We start from the raw sequence: 20,967 nt of genomic DNA, 5'->3' as shown, positions 1-20,967 counted from the left end.
CGAGTTGGTCGGCGGGGCCAAGGAGTGGGCGTCCGTGATCTACGCCCCCGGAGGGAACATCAACAACGGTTCCGTGTACGGCGGGCAGGGCGTACGCAACGGCTCCAGGCCGGAAGGGCGGCTACGGGAAAGCAGAGTACGCGAGGGCCCGATCCCGGACATGGAGAGAGAGGCCGCCGCGCTCGGTTTCGCACGCCCCGACTGGTTCGAAGCAGCCCTCGCGAAGCTGAAGCAGGGGCCCCTGTTCCTGGTCGGCCGACCAGGAACAGGCCGTCGTACCACGGCGCTCAACCTGCTGCGGGAGAGCTGCGGGGCTGGTGCGCCACTGCGGGCACTGGACGGCGTCACCGAACTGGACCGCTGGAAGCCCACCGACACATCGGCTCGGGGCTATCTCATAGACGGCCTGTTCCCCTCCCGCCCTCTTTCCCCGGTCATGCTGAGAAACGTGCGGGAGCTGCTCAAGAAGGCTCAAGCGTGCATGGTGATCGTCCTGCCCGACGACACGGCCCTGCTGCACCGCCTTGAACGGGACCTCCACATCAGCCCCACCGTGTGCTCCCCGCCGTCACCTTCCCTGGTGTTCGGCAGCCGCTTCGAGGCGGTGGTGCCGGACCGGTGGGAGCGGGACCGGCTGCTATCCGCGCTTGCCAGCCGTCATGACCTGGGCGAACTTCTGGTGCCGGAGCTGGTACCCGCCGAAGTGGTGGAGCTGGTGACGGCCCTCGTCGAGGCCGACGGCGATCCGGAGGCTCTCGGCGACCTGGGGCTCCGGCTGAGCTACCGGGCCGAGCGGGAGGTCCCGGAGCTCATCAAGAGCTTGTGCGACGAGCCGGAATCACTGGCCTTCCTGCTGGCCGCTTCGGTCTACGAGGGGCTGGACCAGCAGATCGTCAGGAACGAGGCCGACCGGTTGACCAAGCTGGCGGGCGATCGACTGACGGCGGTGCTGCCCGGCACAGATGCCGACGGGGCCGCGAAACAGGACCGGCCCAATCCGAAGTTCGTCTTCCGGCACTCCCTGACAGAACTGCTGCACGCCGTGCGTGCGGTCCGTCAGAACCGCGAGATCCGGGCGGAGGGAGCCTACTCGCACAGTGTGGAGGCTGTGGCGTTCATCAGGCATCGCCAGGCCGAGGCCGTTCTCAGACATGTGTGGCGTGAGTATGGGCAGTTGTCAGAACTGCTCGTCGAGTGGTTGCGGGACGTACCCCGGTCCGGCGGGCTCGCCGAACCGGCGGGCCGGGCCATGGGACGGGTGGCGAGCTGGGGCGGCGGGCGCAACGCCCTGGTGCACCTTCTGGAACTTGCCCGGTCGGATCGTGCGACCAGTCGGCTCGTCGTGGCGAACGCGCTGGGCGTCGCGGCCGAGGACCCCGTGCTCGTCGCCGAGATTCGTTACCGATTGCATCGCTGGAGCACGGCGACCGACTTCCGTCTCAGGACGACGGTGGCGCACGCGTGCGGCGAGGAATTCGGCCTGGCCCGCCCCGACCTGGCCCTGCGGCTCCTTCAAAGTCTCTTCCACGCGGCACAGGTCCGGGAGGGAGAGGAGTACCAGGTGAAGGTGGCGGTGGAAGCGGCGATCCTGCGGCTGTTCCAGGCCGGCAACGAGACGAAGGTATTCGACTTGCTCCGGAAGTGGCTGGACGACGAGGAGTACGACCAGGAGCAGGTGCTCTCGCTCTTCAGCCGGATGCTCTGGTCTCCCCAGTGGTTCATGAGGAACCTCGCCCTGTGGACGCCGCAGGGGCAGGCGCTGGCCGACCTCACGGGCCGCGCCCTGAACACGGAAAGTTCCTTCGAAACGACGTGCTGGACGTTGCTGCGCTGGGCGGAGTCGGGCCAGTGGGACGACGAACAGTTCCGGGCCGTCGAGAACCTGTTCGCGGCCATGGCCCAGTCCATGCGCTCCGGTGAATTCCGATTGTTCGTAGAAATGGACCAGGCGGGCGCGAACGGCTGGCCCGGCCTCGTCACCGCCCGCGACGCACTCCATCGGTGGCGGACCGGCGCGCACAGGGAGACAGCATGAACGACGACACCACCGACCGTCTCTTTCACCGGCTGGACAGGGCGCCCTGGCGGGAGATCCTCGGCCATCGCTGGTCCGCGCCGAAGGACTGGGCACTGGTGCTCAGGGACGAGGCGGGGGAGTACTCCTTCCTCGGCCGGCGAGGGAACCCGGAGGGTTCCGGCGCCTATCCGCCCCTGGTGGACGAGGCCCCCGCTCCCCACCTGAACGGAAAGTACAGCGACGTCTTCCGGGTGGACACGACGGAGCACGTGGACACGCGGGCGGTCGGCCTCCCCACGGTCTACGGCACAGAGTCGGTCGATCTCTGGGTCTCCTGGTGGGTCCACGACCCCGTACGCGTCGTCCGTGCAAGAAGTCTGCACGGCTGGCACCTGGTACGGACCCATCTCGCCTCTGTCCTCCGTTACTTGTCGGAGGCCCAGGCCGCCTCCGACAACGGGCTGGGGGCGCCGGAGATCATGCAGCATCTGGGCCTGCCGCAGCGCCTGGAGGAGCACGGTCTGAGCTACCGGGTGTTCGACGTGCGACTCCGGGAGAATGATGAGGAACTGCTTCTCGGCCGGCGGGAAAGCGACGGGGTCCGTTACTCCTGGACGGCCAGCCGTCGGGGCGAGTACGAGTTCTGTCTCCAGGCACTCCATGCCGGACCGGTGTCGCTGGCGGCACTATGGCTGCTTCGTCACCCCGAAGAGGTGCGGCAGGTGCTGGACTGGGCGGTCGACCACCAGGATCTGCTGACTCCGCCGCGTTCCGACTGGCAGGAGGAGCTGGCCTCCCTGCTGGGCACGTTGACCGAACAGGAACGCAAGGAGCTCTCCGGCCTGCTGCGTGACCGGATCGGGGCGCTCGGGAGGCCGGTTCCTCGCGAGTACATCTGACTCTGTGGAGATGTATTCGAATATCGAATTTATGGGCGGGTGTGTCGCTTTCGGTGACGCACCCGCTCTTCTTGTTCATGCCGTTCCGTAAACCCTTTCCGTGTGTGACTGGGGTTACTTGATTCCTGGTCCTCCGGAGCAGCTCCGGGGATGAATCCGCGGGAATCTCGACGTGTCGAAAGGAGGACGTCCGCACGATTCCCGGGCGTCCACGGAAGGAAAGGGCGACATGCGAGCAGAAGAACTTCAGACCCCGGACAATGTCCTCGCGTTCCGCCGGCGACGGGAAGCCGCAGGCCCGGCACCCGAGCCCGAGGCGGCCCCGGGCGCCGCTTCCCGGGCGGCGACCTCCCCCGCGACGGTGCTGAACGCCGAGCGCGGCATCATCAACACCGGCACCGTCCACGGCGGTCAGCACGTCACCACCGTCGAATTCTCCGGCCACACCGGCGGAGGAACCGATGGCGACAGCTGATCTCCCCGGCGAGACCGAGCCCGACTTCGCCGAGTTCGCGATGGCTGTGGCGGGCCGGGGGCCGGCGATCTGGGCCCCCAACGGCGTCATCAACACCGGATTGCTGACCGGCGGCCAGCACCAGCGGCTCGCACCTTCGGTGGAGGGCGGCGCGGTTCCGGGGCCGATGCGGCAAGGCCCCGTACGGACGAAACACGTGCAGGCGGCGCGGCGGTGCTTCGTGGCGCCGCCCGGCTTCGAGGAAGCCCTCGCGGTGCGCGAATCCGGCATCGTGGTGCTCGTCGGCGAGGCCGGGACGGGGCGGGAGACACACGCGCTCAACCTGCTCGCGCACGGCCACGAGGCCCCCGTGCTTGTCCAGGTCGACGGAACGGCCAACCTCTCCCGGTGGTCGCCGCGCGCCCAGGGAGTGGACGGATACCTGGTGACGGAGCTCGCGGATCCCTTCGCGCTCCGGGCGTGGGACCTGGCCCGCCTCGAAGGGCTCCTGACCGAGGCGGGCGCCCGCCTCGTCATCGTCCTGGTGGAGGCCCCCGGCCTGGTGGGCGCACTGGAGGACCAGCTCGGCGTGCCGGTCCTGCGCCACCGGCCGCCGGATCCCCGGAAGGTCTTCACCACCCACCTCGCGGACGGCTGCCCCGACGAGGCAGTACACGCCCGGTTGCTGCGTGCCCTGGAACCCGGCGATCTCGACGAGCTGTTGCCCGACGGCCTGCCGCCACGCCACGCCGCACAGGCCGCGGCCACCCTGCGGCGCCTGGGGGCGGCGGGCGGCCCGGCCCCGGGGGAGCTCATGCGCATCCTGGCCGGCGCCGAGGGTCCCGAGATCCTGGCCCGGGCCCAGCGCGATCCCGCCCTCCTGGCCTGTCTGCTCTCCCTCGGCGTCTACGGAGGACTGCACCGTGCCGTGATGATGGAACGGGCGCGAGAACTGCTGCGGCTGGCGGGCCCGGACAGGATGCGGGGTCCCGGCTCCTACGGTCATCCGGGCGAGGAGCCTCCGACGAGGTCGCCAGCCGAAGTCCTGCGGATCCTCGGAGCCCATCGTGTGAGCCGCGCCGATGACGAGGCCACCGACAGGGTGTCCTTCTTCTGGCCCGCCGTGAGCGGGGCCGTGTGGGACGGCCTGTGCCGGGACCGTGCGGACCTCGTGCCGGTGGTACACGCCTGGCTCGCCGACCCCGGCCCGGAGGAGGACCAGATCGAGCGGGCCGGCCGGGCCGTCGCCGCTCTGGCGGAGGCCACGAGCGGCAAGTCCCTGGAACTGCTGCCCGCGCTGGCCTCCACTCCGGTCTTCCCCGCCCCGCGGGTGGCTGGGCGATGCCTGGCGACACGTTTCCGGGACCGGGAGGTGGCACAGACGGCGGCCGACCTGCTGGACCTGTGGAGCGTCACGCCCGAAGCCTCCTTGAAGCACGCTGTGGCGTACGCCTGCCAGGAGCCCGAGGGGCTCGGGGACGAGCAGGCGTTGCGACTGCTGGAACAGCTCGTCGAGACCCTGGGCGCCGGGCCGGACGACCTCTCCGTCTTCGAGGCTGCCAAGGGGGCACTCGTACGACGCTTCGAAAGAGGCGACCACACCACCAGGGTGACCGTCCTGCACCGGATGCGGGACTGGGCGCGGACCGACGGCACGGCCGGCCTGCTGACCGCCTGTGCCTTTCCCGTCATGGCCCGCACCGACTCCCTGTGGTGGAGCGGACGGGCTCTGGCCCGCGCCGGCTCGGCGGCGGTCGCCGTCCACCTCGTCGGACACTCCCTGAACGAGTCGGTCGCCTTCTCCGGCATGGGAGATGCCCTGCTCACCTGGTGCGCCGGGGCGGTCGGCGCCAAGGGCCGGTCCCGGGCGGTCGCCCGGCTCCTCGACGGGCTGGTGACCGCTCGGGAGCCCGGCGTCCTCCGCTGGCTCCTGGCCGTGGAAAGAGGCCCGGACGCGATGCCCGGCAAGGCACCCGCCGCCCGCGCGCTGAAGACCTGGCGAGACAACACCCCGGCCTTGCAGGCCGGTTGAACAGGAGGCGACCCATGACTTTCTTCTCTCGCCCCGGCATCCTCACCACCGTCGAGCGCCGGTGCGCCGGAAACGAACCGACGCCCCCGCTGCGTTTGTTCGACGGCACAGAACCGGCGGGCGTACCCCTTTCCCTGGACCGGGCCCGTGTATTGCTCTACGACCGCACCGCGTGCTCCCTGGCACGGGCTTCCCTGTGGCACCAAGTCGCGGAGCGCTTCCGGACCGGAGGGCCCGACTGGCGGGAGGCGGTGGTGTGGCTGGGGCTCCCGGGGCTGCGCGGCAACGCATCCCGGATCACCCGGTCCCGCCGTGCCGACCGCGAGGACGTCGAGGCGGAGCTCGTCACCTGCTACCTCGAAGAACTGGCGAAGCTGGACCCGCGGGACCCGGAACCCGGGAGTGCGGTGCTGCGGTCGGCCTGCTCCCGCGCCTGGGAGGTCTGGCGCGACACGCACCGCGAGAACGCGGTGGAGGACGTGGAACGCGCGGGCGGTACTCCCCCCGGCGCGGGCAGGGACGACGTCTGGCGGGCGGACTACGACCCGGCCCCGCGCCGTTCGGGGCTCTCCGCGAGCCTGCGGATCTCCGTACCCGCGCACCGTGTCGAAGGCGTACGGATCGGCGCTCTCGCCAGTGCATGGGGCGTGGCCGGTACGGCCACGAGCGTCGGGTACTCCGGACGGGGCCGCCAGGTCGCCGCCCTCTCTCTGCGCCGGGTCGGGAGGGAGGGATGAGCGGCTGCCACGACACACCCCTCACCTTCCGCGAGATCTTCGACCTGCCGGTGAGCGTCGACCTGCGCACGGCGGCCCGGGCGTTCGGTATATGCATGGGCACCGCCTACCGGTTGGTCGCCCGAGACGAGTTCCCCTGTCCCACGGTGTCCGTCGGCCGCCGCCACCGGGTGCGGACCGTGGAGCTGCTGGCCGCGCTGGGCATCGAGGAGCGTCCCGTCTTCGCCGACGAGGTCGCCGACGGCGTGGCACTCACGCTCTTCGACTGATTCCTCTCCCGCCCTGCCGGCGGTCGAGGCCGCCGGCAGGGCCCCACTCCCGGACCGCCACCGAAAGGAAACCACCATGCCCACCTGCCTCGTCATCGACGGGACCGCGACCACCGCCTACTCCGCCACCCCCTGGCTCCCGGAGGAGCGGCACCGGTCCGCCGTCCTCCACGAGGAGATCGTGCGCCCGGTGTGCGAACAGCTCGGCCTCACCCTGTTGAGGGCGGGCAGCCTCGCCGAGGCCGGCCTGCCCCTGGACCAGCTGCTGCACCTGCTCACTGAGGCGGACGTCGTCGTCGCGGACCTCGGCGGTTCCGACCCGGACCTGGCCTTTGCCCTCGGCGCGCGCCACGCCCTCGGCCGGCGCACCGTCCACGTCACCCAGGACGCCGAGTGCCGTCCCTCCCCCCGGACGGTGCTCCGCCTGGCCTTCCTGTCCCATCCGGACGGCACAGCGACTGCCCGGAAGCAACTGCTGGATGTGCTGGCGGCGGACCCGGTGCGGACAGAGGACGGCGCGATCGAGACGGGCTCCGCGACCGGAGCGGAAAGCGGCCCCGACGACAACCTCCCGGGCCTGTTCGATCTGATCGTGGAGGCCGAGGCCCAGATGGAGGCGCTCGCCGACGACATGGCCGACGTGGAAGCGGCCATGTCGGACCTCGCTGAGCTCATGATGCTCCTCGGGGAGGAAATGACCCGGGTCAACCACTCCGGGGCCACGGCGAACAAGATGATGGCCGTGGTGAACCGCCTGGCCAAGGCCATCGAGGGACCGACCGGAGAACTGGAGGCTGCGGCGGACCGCTTTGCCGAACGCATGCGCACCTCCTGCACCGGCTTCCAGGTGTTCCTGGACTGGCTGGCCACCACTCCTCGCGCCGAATGGTCGGAGGACGCGGAGGGAGTGCTGGAGCAAATCGCCCTGACGGACTGGGGCGCCGAGATCGAATCGGCTTCTGTCCAGGAGGGCATGGCCATGATCAACATGATCGGTGCCGCCAGTCGCCTCATGCGCCGCCCTGTACGCAGGATCACGTCGGCCTTCCGGAAAATGCTCCACAGCATCGCCATGATGAAGGAACTGCAGTCCAAGGCAGTGGAGTTGCGCCGCTCCTGAATAGTGCCCCGCCGCGGCGGGGCCCCTGGAGTTGTCGAACTCGCCAACCATCACGGCGCTGTCCGACGTCGAACCGAAAGGGTCGGGTGCGCTTCCCCCCTCCTGCTCAACACCATGCGGCAGGTGGTGGGTTCGCTCGCCCTGTCGACCCTGGGTAACGGTCTTCGGCACCTTGAGCCGCAACGGGGGAGGCGGAGACCCTGGTCTCCGCCTCCCCCGCCCAGTCGGGCCTCTGTGACTCGCGTTCCGACAGACGGCATTCGCCAGGTGGCTCTGGGGGCGGCTGCGTGCTTTGGGGCGGGCTCGTGGCTATGGGGCTCCGCTGCCGTGCTGCCTGAAGGCCGCGTAAGCCTGGCCGATCGCGTGGAGCTTTCCGGTAAACAGAGCTCCGAGAAATGAGCCGAGTCCGAAGACTGCGAGGGCGAGGGGGATGGCGGCCATGAGATCCGCTCCACCCAGGGTCCCGGTCATAAACACCCCAAGTGCAGCAAGGCCGGCGCCGACGAAGACCTTCCGTACCCCGCGGAGGTCCGGCACCTCCGGTCCCGGCTCTGCTGGCAGTGCTTCTGCGTCCAGCAATGCTCCGTACGCAGACTGGGCCTGCCGCACGGCTACGCTCAACGCCATCGCACCGAGGGCACGTGCCGTAGCCTCCCGGTCTTCGACCAGGCCGTCAAGCTTGTCCGCGAACGCCGTCCGGACCTTCTGACCATGCTCCTTGAGACGGCTCCGGTCCCCTGCGTACCCGGGGATTCCGGCCGCCGACTTGGAGCTGTCCGTCACAGCCGTCATGAGTGCGGAGGTCTTTTCGTGGGCGGAGGCAAGGGCCTCGGATCGCTGCCTCCCGGCCGGAGCTCCCACGACGGCGGCAAGTGCAGGCAACACTTCGAGTGCTTCCGTCACGACCTCTTCGCCTTCTCTGACGTACCCCTTCGACATCATGTCCCAGCGGTCTCTGGAGCCGCGCAGGCTCGCAGCCACGAAGACCACACACACAACACCAACGCCGAAGAACTCGAGCTGCTTCTTCTCCTCGCGCGTGAATCCATCGTCCGTGGCCGCAACCGCTGCAGCCTCCTGCGCTGTGGGGGTGGTCTTCGCGGCCTCGGCCCGATTCTCCTTGCCGAAGTACAGCAGGGCAGCCACCAGCACGATCCCCACGTATCCGATAACGACCGCTGCCACGATCGCCCCACTCACGATGCTGCCGATCACGGTCGTAAATGACTTCCAGGGCGAACGGAGTGGCCGGATGTAGACCGCCTGAATGTCATCCCACGGCACGGAATCGCTGCACCCAAGCTCGGTGGCAGCGTTCCGTCCTCTGTCGATGCGTTCTTGGGCGGCTGCGGTGTAGCGGGCACGAACGCGGTCACGGTAACCGGGCCGGGTTGCGGTTGCCGGCGGTAACGGAAGCGTCTGTGGGGCCGCGGTTACAGTCGGCACGGTCAAGGTCGTGGTCCTCTCTCGGGGGCACTCAGGGCACGCCAGCGTCTGAGCCGCCGGTTCCGTTCGCCAAGGAACGTTCGAACGACCGTGACGACGCGCTGCGCACCTTGCCGTGCCGGACTGGCTGAGGCGGTGTTGCAGGGAGCTGTCTGGCCTACCTCGGGCATGGGCCGGAGCCTCCCGCGTGGTGGTTCGGGCGCATCACGCGAGCGAACTCGGCTTCCGTGGTGGTGGGACGGCGCGGAGGAGTTCCCACAGGGGCCGCGAGCCGCTGGCCCATTGGGCGAGGAGGTGGCGGTCGACGAGGTGGAGGCGCTGGGACTTGGCGAAGTCGAGGGCGGGCCGGGAGAAGCGGCCGTTGGTGAGCATGACCAGCACGTCACCGTTGTGCACCTGGCGGCCGGTGCCGTTCAGGACGTAGAGGTCGGGTGCACCAACCGCGGATCCGGACCAGCCGTCCTTCCGGTGCTTGCACTGGATGACCCAGCGCCTGCCTTGGGGGTCGGTGGCCTTCACGTCTGCCCCCTTGTCGCCACCCCTGCCAACCTGCTGCGCGTCCTGACACCCGTCCCGGCGCAGCAGGTCTCGCACGGCGTATTCAAACTGGGTGTAGTGAAGGCCGTCCAAGTGCTCCACTACATACCGGAGCCCCTGGGCTCGAGCGGCCTCCCTACGGGCACGCTCCTTCTGCAGGTACATCCCCACGGCAATCGCGCTCGCTAGAGCTGCGACCGGGAGTGCGAGGACCCAGAGGTGATCGGCCAACCAGGCCTGCACCGCCAAGAGGAAGCCGGATGCCCAAACACCGACCAGGCCGAGCACTAAGAAGAACTGGAAGTCGGAACCCTGCTGCCTACGTGGCCGACTGCCTCGGTTTGGTCGACGTCGAGCGGGACGGCGAGTCACCGGTCGCTCCCTGCGCTGGGGAAGACAATCGGATACGAGACCGTCGGCTGCGGCAGCGGCACCTGCTGGTTCTCCCAGGCCGGCCACTTGATCGGGTAGACCACCGTCGACTGCGGCCTGGGTAACTCCTGACCCGAGCCTGTTCCGGCCCCCGTGGAGGTTGTTCCGTTCCCGAAGACGATCACTCCGGCGACGATCAGGCCGAGCGTCGCGGTCTCCCGCCGGGCCCCGGCAGGTAGCCGGACGTGGCCTTTGACCCGAGTGCCGTCTGCTCGGAAGTAGTCATTGATCCAGGGCACAGCTGTATCCCCCCACCAGTCGCGATGCGCCTCCCTGCGCACCGGATCCATGAAAGCACTCGCCACTGACAATGCGTCACCTGCTTGTCACCACTCGTGATCATCTGCCGAGTCGGGGCGAGCCTGCCTGCGCTTCGGCGGGCAGTACCTTCGGCGACATTCGGAGGTGTAGGGGGAGCGTTGCGCGGTCGCCAACTCGGCCGTGCGGGCGGCGTGGTTGAGGGCTGCCTTCAGGGTTGCGAACGGGCGAATCTGGACGCTTGTGTGGCGCGGGTCACATGAAATGTGTCTCGCGATCCGAGGCGGTTCCGCGTCCGAGTGGTGCAGGTGGTGCGCGAAAGGCCCCCGGAGCAGGGCATTCCTGCGAGTTGGGGCACGCGGAAGGCACGGAAGGGCCTAAGGGGTCTAGATAACAAACAAGCCCCAGGTCGCTGACCTGGGGCTTTGCTGTGGAGCGGATGACGGGAATCGAACCCGCGCTATAAGCTTGGGAAGCTCATGTTCTACCATTAAACTACATCCGCAATATGGACCAGTTGCCTGGATCCGTACCGTTGCACACTGTACCTCATGATCGACCCGCGGTGAATTCGCCCGCGTGGGCGGTGTTGCGCCGGTGAGGACATCCAGGCGCGTGGGTGCGGGAGTTGGGGCGTAGCCTGGGGTGGAGTGCGGCGGCTGGAGTGGCGGCTGGAGCGAGTCCCGAACATCCCCTAATGTGGCGATTCATCGCAGTACGGCTCGTTGGGGAAAGGGACTCGATGGAGCACACCGTCGTCCGCTGTGCCGAAGGGCACGTTTTCAGTACCGCCTCGTTTCCGCTCCAGCACCTCGGTGCCGGCCGGATCGGGCCCGGGCGGCTGCTGAGGTGCCCGCGGTGCGCGCGGCTGAGGCATGCCGTGCCCGTGGGCGGCGCCAAGCGCTGACGCGCCGAGCGCCGGCCGGGGAGTCCGGGCCGGGAGCTCGGGCGGGGCGCGCGGGTCCACTCTCGATTGGGGGTGGCCCGGGCGCTCTGCGTATCCTCGGGACGTGCTTCTCTCCGACAAAGACATCCGGGCCGAGATCGACAGCGGACGGGTTCGCATTGACCCCTTCGACGAGTCGATGGTGCAGCCCTCCAGCATCGATGTGCGTCTCGACCGGTTCTTCCGGGTCTTCGAGAACCACCGTTACGCCCACATCGACCCCGCCGTCGAGCAGCCCGACCTGACCCGCATGGTCGAGCCGGAGGGGGACGAGGCGTTCATCCTCCACCCGGGCGAGTTCGTGCTCGCGTCGACGTACGAGGTCATCTCGCTGCCCGAGGACATCGCCTCGCGGTTGGAGGGGAAGTCGAGCCTCGGCCGGCTGGGCCTGGTGACGCATTCGACCGCCGGGTTCATCGACCCCGGGTTCTCGGGTCACGTCACCCTCGAGCTGTCGAACCTCGCCACCCTGCCGATCAAGCTGTGGCCGGGCATGAAGATCGGGCAGCTGTGCCTGTTCCGTCTCAGCTCGCCGGCGGAGTTCCCGTACGGCAGTGAGCGGTACGGGTCCCGTTACCAGGGGCAGCGCGGTCCGACCGCTTCGCGCTCCTTCCAGAACTTCCACCGCACCCAGGTGAGGCACGACGCATGACTGACGGAGTACGCGAGAACCTCGACTACGAGGGGTTCGGACGCGCCGTGCGCGAGCTCGCGCAGACCATCGCCGACGACGGCTACGAGCCCGACATCATCCTGAGCATCGCCCGCGGCGGGGTCTTCGTCGCGGGTGGTCTGGCGTACGCGCTCGACTGCAAGAACATCCACCTCGTGAACGTGGAGTTCTACACCGGCGTCGGCACCACGCTGGAGATGCCGGTCATGCTGGCGCCCGTGCCCGAGGCGATCGACTTCACGGACAAGAAGGTCCTGATCGCCGACGACGTCGCCGACACCGGCAAGACGCTCAAGCTGGTCCACGACTTCTGCCTCGGCCACGTCGCCGAGGTCCGGTCGGCCGTGATCTACGAGAAGTCCCACTCCCTCGTGAAGTGCGAGTACGTGTGGAAGAAGACCGACGAGTGGATCAACTTCCCCTGGTCGGTCGAGCCGCCCGTGGTCAAGCGCGAGGGCCAGGTCCTCGACGCCTGAGAGGCGTGCGCGGTGACGTGACGAAGTGACGTACGACGAGGGGCCCGCCGCGCGACCAGCGCGGCGGGCCCCTCGTCATGCGTGCGGGTCAGCGGGTCAGAGCGTGCCCAGCTTGATGATCGACAGCAGGGCGACCAGTTGGATGGCGGAGGCGCCGAGCGCCTTCTGCCACGGCAGGTCGTGCGACTTGCTGATCAGCGAGGTGAAGAGCGCGCCGGCCGCGAGCCAGGTGACCCACCCCAGCACTTGGACGAACATGTTGTCGCCGCCCAGGAACACCGCGACCAGCAGGCGCGGTGCGTCCGTGATCGTCATCACCAGCATCGACAGGCCGACCGTCGGCTGCCAGGCCCCGTCGCCGCCCAGCTGGCGGGCCAGCGTGTGGGTGACCGCGCCCAGGATGAGGCCGCAGATGACGAAGGCCAGCCCGGTGGTGAGGACGATCGGGATCGCCTGCGTGAGGGTCGCCTTGATGGCGTCCTCGCGGGCCTTGTCGAAGCCGAAGACCGCGAGCATTCCGTAGAGGAAGGTGACGACCAGCGCCGGGCCCCAGACGGCGTAGTCACGCATCTGGAAGAAGGTCGGGCCCGGCCGCATCACGATGCCGCGCAGGAGCTCCTTCCAGTGCAGCCGGGGCCCCACGGGCCCGGCCGGCGCCGAACCCGCCTGGTAGGTCGGGCTCTGGCTGTACGGGTCCTCGCCGTACACGAAGGCCTGGGTGTGTCCCGGGTTGTTCGCGTACGAGGGCTCGTGCGGAGCCGCGTACGGGGCCTGCGGCTGCTGCTGCTGGCCGTACGGGTCGAAGTACTCCGGTTCGCCGTGATGACCCCCGGCGCCGCCCTGTTGGGGCCAGTGCTGCTGCGGGGGTGGACCGGCGGGAGGGTAGGGCTGCTGACCGTACGGTGCCTGCGGCGCTTGGCGCTGCTGCTGCTGACCGTACGGCTGCTGCCGCGGGGGTTGCGGGGGTTGTTGCGGGGTGCGGTTGTTGTCCCGGCCGCGTCCGATCCTGAATCCAGCCACGTGATCGAAAGTACCTGCTCGGCGGGCCCTCGGTGGCCGGGCCGCCCGAACACGTGGCCTTTGCGGCTGAGCTGTGACATCCCCTAGGGGACGCCCGGGTGGGTGTTTTACCCGGCTGCGCGCAAGTCTGCGGGGGTTCGTTACATTCCCGACGGAATGCCTACGTATCGGGCCCGTAGCTTCGTCGGTGTCGTCGCCACGGAGTCACGAACGAGCAGGAAAGAGCCCGCACCATGCGCAGCACCCGCCGCAGCACCCTTCGTACCGCCGCCGTCCTCACGGGAGCCGCCGCCGTGCTGGCGGTGCCCGTCGGATCCGCCTTCGCGGACTCCTCGACGGGTCCGGGGCCCGAGGTGCTGCCCGGGATCGAGCAGCCGGCCGTGGACCCGACGGCGCCGCCGACCGTCCCGCCGACCGCGCCGCCCGTCACCACGCCGGTCACCCCGCCCGTCGCGAAGCCGACGACGCCGCCGGTCCAGACGCGCGGCTACGTCACCACGGTGAAGCTGGCCGACGGTTCCGTCGCGAAGGTCTACCGGGTCGGAGACGACCGCTTCGAGGCCGACATATTCGCCGGTGACCGGAAGGTGGGCACCCTGGTCGGCGCGAACGGCCAGTCGACGAACGCCACGCACAACGGCCTCCACGTCACCCTGTACGGCAACGGCCGGGTGACCTCGTGGGTCGAGGGCGGCAAGCCGGTCCAGAAGCCGGTCCAGAAGCCGGTCGTGAAGCCGAAGCCGGACGTCAAGAACGAGACCCGGGTCCGCGTCACCCTGCCCGACGGGCGGATCGCGAAGCTCGTCGACGGCCACGGCCACGCGTACGGCCCCCAGGGCAAGCGCGTGGAGCTCTTCACGCCGCACGGGCGCCCGTTGGGCACGATCGACCTCAAGCACCCGACCGCGCTGCACGACGGCTGGACGTACAAGCTGGTCCAGGACGGCAAGCGGCTCAAGTTCGTCGCCATCGACGGTCGGAGCGGCGGCAACAGCTGGGTCTACGACTTCACCACCGGCAAGTTGATCGAGACGTACACGGTGGAGAAGGCGAAGCCGTCCACCGCCCCGGCCCCGACGCCGACCACGGCGCCGCCGGTGAAGCCGGCCGGGACGACGCCCGCCGGGACGACGCCCTCCGAGCGGATCGCGCCCAAGGGCGGCGTGCAGGCCGGCGCGGAGGGAGTCGCCCACAAGGGCGACACCCCGGCGCTGGTGGCCGCCGGCGGCGGCATGGCCGCGGTGGGCGCGGCCGGCCTCGGCTTCGCCATGCTGCGCCGCGGCCGCGGCTGACCCGTCGCGTCCCACCCCGCCCCGCACGACGACACATGAGAGCGGCCGGCCCCTTGATGGGGCCGGCCGCTCTCATGTGTCCTGCGCCGTCGCGCCGGGGCCTACTTGCCGCCCTTGGTCCCCGCCTCGCCCATGACCTCGTCGCCCTTGGCGTCGTCCTCGGCCTTGGCTTCCGCCTGGTCGGCGCGCTTGGCCTCGTCCGTGGTCGTGGCCTCCGCCTCGTCCTCGGCCTTGGCTTCGGTCCTGGCTTCCGCCTCGGCGGTGGCCTCGGCCTTCGCCGGTGCCTCCACCTTCGTGGCGGGCTCGGCCTCGTCCTTGGCGTCCACGGTCACGGCCACGGGCGCGGTCACGGCCGTGTCCTTGTCGGCGGCCTTGGCCTCGGCCTCGGCCTCGACCTTGTCCGTGGCTTCCGGTTCTGCGGCGGGCGCGACGTTCGCCTTCGTCCCGCCCACGGCGTCGGCCCCGGTCTCCGGCACGGCCCCGGTCTCCGGCACGGCCTCGGCCTTCGCCTCGCCGGCGGGAGCCGCCGCGGTTTCGGGCTCGGCCGCCGCAGCGGACTCCGCCGCAGCTTCCGGCTCGGCAGCGGCTCCGGTCGTCGCCGCAGCTTCCGCCTCCGCCGCAGCCTTCGCCGCAGCTTCCGCCTCCGCCTCCGCCTCCGCCTCGGCCTTCGCCTCCGCAGCAGCCTTCGCCTCCGTCTCGGCCTTCTCAGCAGCCGCAGCCGCAGCCGCAGCCGCCTCCTCCGCCTCCCGCGCGGCCAGCGCCTCGGCGAGTTCCTCCGCCGTCGGCTCCGGGGCCTTCACCGACTCCAGCAGCAGCTGTGCCACGTCGACGACCTGGACGGATTCCTTGGCCTGGCCGTCGTTCTTCTTGCCGTTGACCGAGTCGGTCAGCATCACGAGGCAGAACGGGCAGGCGGTGGAGACGATGTCCGGGTTCAGGGACAGGGCCTCGTCGACGCGCTCGTTGTTGATGCGCTTGCCGATCCGCTCCTCCATCCACATGCGCGCGCCACCGGCGCCGCAGCAGAAGCCCCGCTCCTTGTGGCGGTGCATCTCCTGCTGCCGCAGGCCCGGCACCGACGACATGATCTCGCGCGGCGGCGTGTAGACCTTGTTGTGGCGGCCCAGGTAGCAGGGGTCGTGGTACGTGACCAGGCCGTCGACCGGGGTCACCGGGATGAGCCGGCCCTCGTCGATCAGGTGCTGGAGCAGCTGCGTGTGGTGGATGACCTCGTACTCGCCGCCGAGCTGCGGGTACTCGTTCGCGATGGTGTTGAAGCAGTGCGGGCAGGTCGAGACGATCCGCTTCGCCGACTTCGGCTTCTTCGTCGACGGGTCGTCGTCGTCCTCGCCGAACGCCATGTTCAGCATCGCGACGTTCTCCTGGCCGAGCTGCTGGAACAGCGGCTCGTTGCCCAGGCGGCGGGGCGAGTCACCGGTGCACTTCTCGTCGCCGCCCATGATCGCGAACTTGACGCCCGCGATGTTCAGGAGCTCCGCGAAGGCCTTCGTGGTCTTCTTCGCCCGGTCCTCCAGAGCGCCCGCGCAGCCGACCCAGTACAGGTAGTCGAACTCGGAGAGGTCCTCCGCGTCCTTCCCGATGATCGGGACCTCGAAGTCGACCTCCTTCGTCCACTCGACGCGCTGCTTCTTGGCGAGACCCCAGGGGTTGCCCTTCTTCTCCAGGTTCTTGAGCATCGTGCCCGCCTCCGACGGGAACGCGCTCTCGATCATCACCTGGTAGCGGCGCATGTCGACGATGTGGTCGATGTGCTCGATGTCCACGGGGCACTGCTCGACGCACGCACCGCAGGTCGTGCAGGACCACAGCACGTCCGGGTCGATGACGCCGTTCTCCTCGGCGGTGCCGATCAGCGGACGCTCGGCCTCCGCGAGGGCGGCGGCCGGCACGCCGGCGAGCTGCTCGGCCGTGGCCTTCTCGTTGCCCTCCATGTCCTTGCCGCCGCCCGCGAGCAGGTACGGGGCCTTGGCGTGCGCGTGGTCGCGCAGCGACATGATCAGGAGCTTCGGGGAGAGCGGCTTGCCGGTGTTCCAGGCGGGGCACTGCGACTGGCAGCGGCCGCACTCGGTGCAGGTGGAGAAGTCGAGGATGCCCTTCCAGGAGAACTGCTCGACCTGGGAGACGCCGAAGGAGTCGTCCTCGCCCGGGTCCTCGAAGTCGATCTCCTTGCCACCGCTGGTCATCGGCTGGAGCGCGCCCAGCGCGACGGCCCCGTCGGCGTTCCGCTTGAACCAGATGTTCGGGAAGCCGAGGAAGCGGTGCCAGGCGACACCCATGTTGGTGTTGAGCGAGACGACGATCATCCAGATCAGCGAGGTGCCGATCTTGATCATCGCGGTGAAGTAGATGGCGTTCTGCAGCGTGCCGAGCGAGAGCCCCTTGAAGGCCAGCACGAGCGGGTACGAGACGAAGTACGCCGGGTCGTACGAGTCCACGTGGTGGATCGCGCCCTCGAGGCCGCGCAGCGCGAGGATCGCGAGGCCGATCGTGAGGATGATGTACTCGACGAAGTACGCCTGCCAGGCCTTCGAGCCGGCGAAGCGCGACTTGCGACCGGCCCGCGAGGGCAGGCTGAGCAGTCGGATCGCGATCAGGACGAGGATGCCGACGACGGTCATCAGACCGATGAACTCGATGTACATCTCGAACGGCAGGAAGCCGCCGATGATCGGCAGCGTCCAGTCGGCCTGGAAGAGCTGGCCGTACGCCTGGGCGAGGGTCGGCGGCAGCGTCAGGAAGCCGATCGCGACGAACCAGTGCGCGAAGCCGACGATGCCCCAGCGGTTCATCCGGCTGTGGCCGAGGAACTCCCTGACCAGGGTGAGCGTTCGATCCTTCGGGCGGTCCGTGCGGCTGCCCGCCGGCACGGGCTGGCCGAGCTTCACGAAGCGGTAGATCTGCGCCACGGCTCGGGCGAGCAGCGCGACGCCGACCACGGTCAGAACCAGCGACACGATGATCGCGGCGAGTTGCATGGGAGGGCTCCTCGGGCGGGACTTACTAAGCGGTAACTTATTGAGTCAAGGCTTGAGGTTACCCATTCCCCGCGCCGCAATGTAGGTGAGCGTGCGGTGATCTGTGTCGCTCAGGCATGCCTCTGTCGGTAGGCCGCCCGAGGGGTCTGCGCGAGGATCGCGAGATCCATCCCCAGCCAATGGCTCTCCACATAGTGCCGGTCGAGCAGGGCCATCTCCTCCCAGGGGAGGTCGGAGCGCGCGCTGACCTGCCACAATCCGGTCATACCCGGGCGTACCAGGAGTCGCTCCGGTCGGTCCGTATCGGATTGCGGACGCGGTCCGACCAGTGACATCTCGCCCCGCACCACGTTGAGCAGCTGCGGCAGTCCGTCCAGCGCGCACCGCCGGACCGCCGCGCCGATCGGCCCGGCGCCCTCGGCGCGCAGCCGCCAGGTGTGGAACGGTCGGCCGCCGAGGCCGACGGCCGGAGTGCGTACGAGGACGCCCGCGCGGCCGGCCGCGTACAGCAGGGCGGCGGTCAGCAGGAGCGGGACGGCGGTCAGGGTCAGCAGTGCCGTCGCGCCTGCGAGGTCGAGCACCCGCTTGGCGGGCGGCCCGGCGGGCAGGGTCCACCGGGCCGGGAGCGTGAGCTGCAGAGGCATGCCAGCACGGTGCCGGACGGTCCGCGCGCGCCCGGCGCGCCGCGCGGCGGCGGTCCCCCGCACGGCCCTGAGTCCGCTGGGTTGCGCGTAAGGAAGGCCTAAAGGTTGAGCCCCCTCGGCTCAGCTCTGTTGACGGGCGGACGAAGGTGGGGCATTCTTGAGCCTGTTCCACTCAAGTCAGCTGGAGGAATCAAAATGGCACGTGCGGTCGGCATCGACCTGGGCACCACTAACTCCGTCGTCAGCGTTCTCGAAGGCGGCGAGCCCACCGTCATCACCAACGCCGAGGGCGCCAGGACCACGCCGTCCGTCGTCGCCTTCGCCAAGAACGGCGAGGTCCTCGTCGGCGAGGTGGCCAAGCGCCAGGCGGTCACGAACGTGGACCGGACCATCCGCTCCGTCAAGCGCCACATGGGCACTGACTGGAAGATCAACCTGGATGGCAAGGACTTCAACCCGCAGCAGATGAGCGCCTTCATCCTGCAGAAGCTGAAGCGCGACGCCGAGGCCTACCTGGGTGAGAAGGTCACGGACGCGGTCATCACCGTCCCGGCCTACTTCAACGACTCCGAGCGTCAGGCGACGAAGGAGGCCGGTGAGATCGCGGGTCTGAACGTCCTGCGCATCGTCAACGAGCCGACCGCCGCCGCCTTGGCCTACGGCCTCGACAAGGACGACCAGACCATTCTCGTCTTCGACCTCGGTGGCGGCACCTTCGACGTGTCGCTCCTGGAGATCGGTGACGGCGTCGTCGAGGTGAAGGCCACCAACGGTGACAACCACCTCGGTGGTGACGACTGGGACCAGCGCGTCGTCGACTACCTGGTGAAGCAGTTCGCCAACGGTCACGGCGTCGACCTGTCCAAGGACAAGATGGCGCTCCAGCGTCTGCGCGAGGCCGCCGAGAAGGCGAAGATCGAGCTGTCCTCCTCCACGGAGACCTCGATCAACCTGCCCTACATCACGGCTTCCGCCGAGGGCCCGCTGCACCTGGACGAGAAGCTCACGCGCGCCCAGTTCCAGCAGCTCACCGCGGACCTCCTGGACCGCTGCAAGAACCCGTTCCACAACGTCATCAAGGACGCCGGCATCCAGCTGTCCGAGATCGACCACGTGGTCCTGGTCGGCGGCTCCACCCGCATGCCGGCCGTCGCCGAGCTCGTCAAGGAGCTCACCGGCGGTCAGGACGCGAACAAGGGCGTCAACCCGGACGAGGTCGTCGCCCTCGGCGCGACCCTCCAGGCCGGTGTCCTCAAGGGTGAGGTCAAGGACGTCCTGCTCCTCGACGTGACCCCGCTGTCCCTCGGTATCGAAACCAAGGGCGGCATCATGACCAAGCTCATCGAGCGCAACACCACGATCCCGACCAAGCGGTCCGAGATCTTCACGACGGCCGAGGACAACCAGCCGTCGGTGCAGATCCAGGTCTACCAGGGCGAGCGCGAGATCGCGGCGTACAACAAGAAGCTCGGCATGTTCGAGCTGACCGGCCTGCCGCCGGCGCCCCGTGGCATCCCGCAGATCGAGGTCTCCTTCGACATCGACGCGAACGGCATCATGCACGTCACGGCCAAGGACCTCGGCACGGGCAAGGAGCAGAAGATGACCGTCACCGGCGGCTCCTCGCTCGCCAAGGACGAGGTCGACCGCATGCGCCAGGAGGCGGAGCAGTACGCGGACGAGGACTCCCGTCGCAAGGAGGCGGCCGAGTCCCGCAACCAGGGCGAGCAGCTCGTCTACCAGACGGAGAAGTTCCTCGCGGACAACGCGGAGAAGGTCCCGGCCGACGTCAAGACCGAGGTCGAGACGGCCGTCACCGAGCTGAAGGACAAGCTCAAGGGTGAGGACGCCGCCGAGATCCGCACGGCGACCGAGAAGCTCGGCGCCGTCAGCCAGAAGCTCGGCCAGGCCATCTACGCCGACGCCCAGGCCTCCCAGGCCGCCGGTGGCGCCGCCGCAGGTGACGCCGGCCAGGCCAAGGCCGACGACGACGTCGTCGACGCCGAGATCGTCGACGACGAGAAGCCGAAGGGTGGCGCTGCCTGATGCCGGAGGAGACCCCGGGATTCGACGAGAAGCCCGAAGTCCCCGCCGACGGCACGCCCGACGACGCCGCCGAGTCGAAGGCCGCAGCTTCCTCCGAGGAGGAGGCCGCGGCCCCGGCCGGGGAATCCGCAGCGGCTGACGTGGCCCTGCTGGCGCAGCTGGACCAGGCCCGTACGGCGCTCTCCGAGCGCACCGCGGACCTCCAGCGGCTCCAGGCCGAGTACCAGAACTACCGCCGTCGCGTGGAGCGGGACCGGATCGCCGTCAAGGAGATCGCGGTCGCGTCCCTCCTGACGGAGCTCCTCCCGACCCTGGACGACATCGGCCGGGCACGGGAGCATGGCGAACTGGTCGGCGGCTTCAAGTCGGTGTCCGAATCGCTGGAGAGTGCCGCCGCCAAGATGGGGCTGCAGCAGTTCGGCAAGGAGGGCGAGCCCTTCGACCCGACGATCCACGAGGCCCTGATGCACTCGTACGCGCCGGATGTCACCGAGGACACCTGCGTGGCGATCCTGCAGCCGGGCTACCGGATCGGCGAGCGGACGATCCGCCCCGCGCGGGTCGCGGTGGCCGAGCCCCAGCCGGGCGCGGCAGCGGGCAAGTCCGAGTCCGCAGACGGCGACACGCCGTCCGACAAGGACACGGATGCCCCCGACAAGGGCTGACGTCCACC

17 protein-coding genes, 1 tRNA gene and 1 pseudogene are annotated in these 20,967 nt (G+C 69.3%); 12 read left to right on the top strand and 7 right to left on the bottom strand.

Annotated features, from left to right (window positions below; translation table 11 throughout):
- Positions 1 to 34: 34 nt before the first annotated feature.
- From ACFY0I_RS06250 to ACFY0I_RS06220, 7 genes are all read left to right on the top strand, one after another.
- The gene (locus tag ACFY0I_RS06250) at positions 35 to 2,035 is read left to right on the top strand and encodes a hypothetical protein (RefSeq protein ID WP_388890912.1); all 2,001 of its coding nucleotides are present in this window, start codon (positions 35 to 37) and stop codon (positions 2,033 to 2,035) included.
- Entirely contained in the window at positions 2,032 to 2,916 is an 885-nt protein-coding gene (locus ACFY0I_RS06245; protein WP_384649022.1) for a hypothetical protein, read from the top strand. The genes ACFY0I_RS06250 and ACFY0I_RS06245 overlap by 4 nt, the downstream gene beginning before the upstream one ends.
- Before the next feature lie 229 nt (positions 2,917 to 3,145).
- The gene (locus ACFY0I_RS06240) at positions 3,146 to 3,391 is read left to right on the top strand and encodes an S-type pyocin domain-containing protein (protein ID WP_388890909.1); all 246 of its coding nucleotides are present in this window, start codon (positions 3,146 to 3,148) and stop codon (positions 3,389 to 3,391) included.
- Positions 3,378 to 5,402 carry a hypothetical protein gene (locus ACFY0I_RS06235; protein WP_388890906.1) on the top strand — a complete coding sequence of 675 codons (2,025 nt, stop codon included), beginning with the start codon at positions 3,378 to 3,380 and terminating at the stop codon, positions 5,400 to 5,402. Before ACFY0I_RS06240 ends, ACFY0I_RS06235 begins: the two co-directional genes overlap by 14 nt.
- A gap of 14 nt (positions 5,403 to 5,416) precedes the next feature.
- A complete protein-coding gene (locus ACFY0I_RS06230) occupies positions 5,417 to 6,139 on the top strand; it encodes a hypothetical protein (protein WP_350914222.1) in 723 nt (240 codons plus the stop codon).
- Positions 6,136 to 6,408, top strand: a complete 273-nt coding sequence (locus ACFY0I_RS06225) for a DNA-binding protein (protein ID WP_384663756.1) — start codon at positions 6,136 to 6,138, stop codon at positions 6,406 to 6,408. Before ACFY0I_RS06230 ends, ACFY0I_RS06225 begins: the two co-directional genes overlap by 4 nt.
- A gap of 76 nt (positions 6,409 to 6,484) precedes the next feature.
- Complete coding sequence (locus ACFY0I_RS06220; RefSeq protein WP_388890902.1) at positions 6,485 to 7,528, top strand: hypothetical protein; 1,044 nt, start codon at positions 6,485 to 6,487, stop codon at positions 7,526 to 7,528.
- 309 nt (positions 7,529 to 7,837) lie between these two features.
- On the opposite strand, the gene ACFY0I_RS06215 is transcribed toward ACFY0I_RS06220, so the two are convergent.
- The 4 genes from ACFY0I_RS06215 to ACFY0I_RS06200 all read right to left on the bottom strand — a co-directional run bounded on the left by ACFY0I_RS06215 (position 7,838) and on the right by ACFY0I_RS06200 (position 10,706).
- Positions 7,838 to 8,743: a hypothetical protein gene (locus ACFY0I_RS06215; RefSeq protein ID WP_388890899.1), complete on the bottom strand. Its 906-nt coding sequence runs from the start codon at positions 8,741 to 8,743 to the stop codon at positions 7,838 to 7,840.
- A gap of 435 nt (positions 8,744 to 9,178) precedes the next feature.
- Positions 9,179 to 9,676, bottom strand: coding sequence for a restriction endonuclease (locus ACFY0I_RS06210; RefSeq protein ID WP_376009221.1), 498 nt, complete (start codon positions 9,674 to 9,676; stop codon positions 9,179 to 9,181).
- A 203-nt stretch (positions 9,677 to 9,879) separates the two neighbouring features.
- Positions 9,880 to 10,182: a hypothetical protein gene (locus ACFY0I_RS06205; RefSeq protein WP_388890896.1), complete on the bottom strand. Its 303-nt coding sequence runs from the start codon at positions 10,180 to 10,182 to the stop codon at positions 9,880 to 9,882.
- 450 nt (positions 10,183 to 10,632) lie between these two features.
- Positions 10,633 to 10,706 (bottom strand) — tRNA-Gly (locus ACFY0I_RS06200).
- Positions 10,707 to 11,211: 505 nt separating this feature from the next.
- Between ACFY0I_RS06200 and dcd the strand changes: the two genes are divergently transcribed.
- Together dcd and ACFY0I_RS06190 are read left to right on the top strand one after the other, a co-directional pair.
- Positions 11,212 to 11,799: a dCTP deaminase gene (gene dcd, locus ACFY0I_RS06195; protein WP_362875311.1), complete on the top strand. Its 588-nt coding sequence runs from the start codon at positions 11,212 to 11,214 to the stop codon at positions 11,797 to 11,799.
- Positions 11,796 to 12,296: a phosphoribosyltransferase gene (locus tag ACFY0I_RS06190; protein WP_266935795.1), complete on the top strand. Its 501-nt coding sequence runs from the start codon at positions 11,796 to 11,798 to the stop codon at positions 12,294 to 12,296. Before dcd ends, ACFY0I_RS06190 begins: the two co-directional genes overlap by 4 nt.
- 96 nt (positions 12,297 to 12,392) lie before the next feature.
- Here ACFY0I_RS06190 and ACFY0I_RS06185 read toward each other — a convergent pair whose 3' ends face one another.
- The gene (locus ACFY0I_RS06185; RefSeq protein ID WP_388890892.1) at positions 12,393 to 13,316 is read right to left on the bottom strand and encodes a Yip1 family protein; all 924 of its coding nucleotides are present in this window, start codon (positions 13,314 to 13,316) and stop codon (positions 12,393 to 12,395) included.
- A gap of 233 nt (positions 13,317 to 13,549) precedes the next feature.
- Here ACFY0I_RS06185 and ACFY0I_RS06180 point away from each other — a divergent pair, with 233 nt between their 5' ends.
- Entirely contained in the window at positions 13,550 to 14,608 is a 1,059-nt protein-coding gene (locus tag ACFY0I_RS06180) for a hypothetical protein (RefSeq protein WP_388890890.1), read from the top strand.
- A 773-nt stretch (positions 14,609 to 15,381) separates the two neighbouring features.
- Here ACFY0I_RS06180 and ACFY0I_RS06175 read toward each other — a convergent pair.
- Positions 15,382 to 17,604, bottom strand: a pseudogene (locus ACFY0I_RS06175) ((Fe-S)-binding protein); the annotation flags it as partial.
- A gap of 110 nt (positions 17,605 to 17,714) precedes the next feature.
- Positions 17,715 to 18,248 (bottom strand): sugar transferase, encoded by a 534-nt coding sequence (locus ACFY0I_RS06170; protein WP_388890887.1) that lies wholly within the window; start codon positions 18,246 to 18,248, stop codon positions 17,715 to 17,717.
- Between the two features lie 195 nt (positions 18,249 to 18,443).
- Between ACFY0I_RS06170 and dnaK the strand changes: the two genes are divergently transcribed.
- Positions 18,444 to 20,294 carry a molecular chaperone DnaK gene (dnaK, locus tag ACFY0I_RS06165; protein WP_388890885.1) on the top strand — a complete coding sequence of 617 codons (1,851 nt, stop codon included), beginning with the start codon at positions 18,444 to 18,446 and terminating at the stop codon, positions 20,292 to 20,294.
- Positions 20,294 to 20,959: a nucleotide exchange factor GrpE gene (gene grpE / locus ACFY0I_RS06160; RefSeq protein ID WP_388890882.1), complete on the top strand. Its 666-nt coding sequence runs from the start codon at positions 20,294 to 20,296 to the stop codon at positions 20,957 to 20,959. The genes dnaK and grpE overlap by 1 nt, the downstream gene beginning before the upstream one ends.
- Positions 20,960 to 20,967: the final 8 nt, after the last annotated feature.

The organism is Streptomyces sp. NPDC001568 (genome assembly GCF_042893755.1).
Taxonomy (GTDB): Bacteria; Actinomycetota; Actinomycetes; order Streptomycetales; family Streptomycetaceae; genus Streptomyces.
Note: the sequence above shows the minus strand (reverse complement) of the source record. Positions and strands in the feature narration are given on the sequence as shown.

What these genes read in the sequence shown, in the direction of transcription:
- ACFY0I_RS06245 (WP_384649022.1), top strand. Translation starts at nt 2,032, where the DNA reads ATGAACGACGACACCACCGACCGTCTCTTTCACCGGCTGGACAGGGCG.
- ACFY0I_RS06240 (WP_388890909.1), top strand. Translation starts at nt 3,146, where the DNA reads ATGCGAGCAGAAGAACTTCAGACCCCGGACAATGTCCTCGCGTTCCGC.
- ACFY0I_RS06235 (WP_388890906.1), top strand. Translation starts at nt 3,378, where the DNA reads ATGGCGACAGCTGATCTCCCCGGCGAGACCGAGCCCGACTTCGCCGAG.
- ACFY0I_RS06230 (WP_350914222.1), top strand. Translation starts at nt 5,417, where the DNA reads ATGACTTTCTTCTCTCGCCCCGGCATCCTCACCACCGTCGAGCGCCGG.
- ACFY0I_RS06225 (WP_384663756.1), top strand. Translation starts at nt 6,136, where the DNA reads ATGAGCGGCTGCCACGACACACCCCTCACCTTCCGCGAGATCTTCGAC.
- ACFY0I_RS06220 (WP_388890902.1), top strand. Translation starts at nt 6,485, where the DNA reads ATGCCCACCTGCCTCGTCATCGACGGGACCGCGACCACCGCCTACTCC.
- ACFY0I_RS06210 (WP_376009221.1), bottom strand. Translation starts at nt 9,676, where the DNA reads ATGTACCTGCAGAAGGAGCGTGCCCGTAGGGAGGCCGCTCGAGCCCAG.
- ACFY0I_RS06190 (WP_266935795.1), top strand. Translation starts at nt 11,796, where the DNA reads ATGACTGACGGAGTACGCGAGAACCTCGACTACGAGGGGTTCGGACGC.
- ACFY0I_RS06180 (WP_388890890.1), top strand. Translation starts at nt 13,550, where the DNA reads ATGCGCAGCACCCGCCGCAGCACCCTTCGTACCGCCGCCGTCCTCACG.
- ACFY0I_RS06170 (WP_388890887.1), bottom strand. Translation starts at nt 18,248, where the DNA reads ATGCCTCTGCAGCTCACGCTCCCGGCCCGGTGGACCCTGCCCGCCGGG.
- dnaK (WP_388890885.1), top strand. Translation starts at nt 18,444, where the DNA reads ATGGCACGTGCGGTCGGCATCGACCTGGGCACCACTAACTCCGTCGTC.
- grpE (WP_388890882.1), top strand. Translation starts at nt 20,294, where the DNA reads ATGCCGGAGGAGACCCCGGGATTCGACGAGAAGCCCGAAGTCCCCGCC.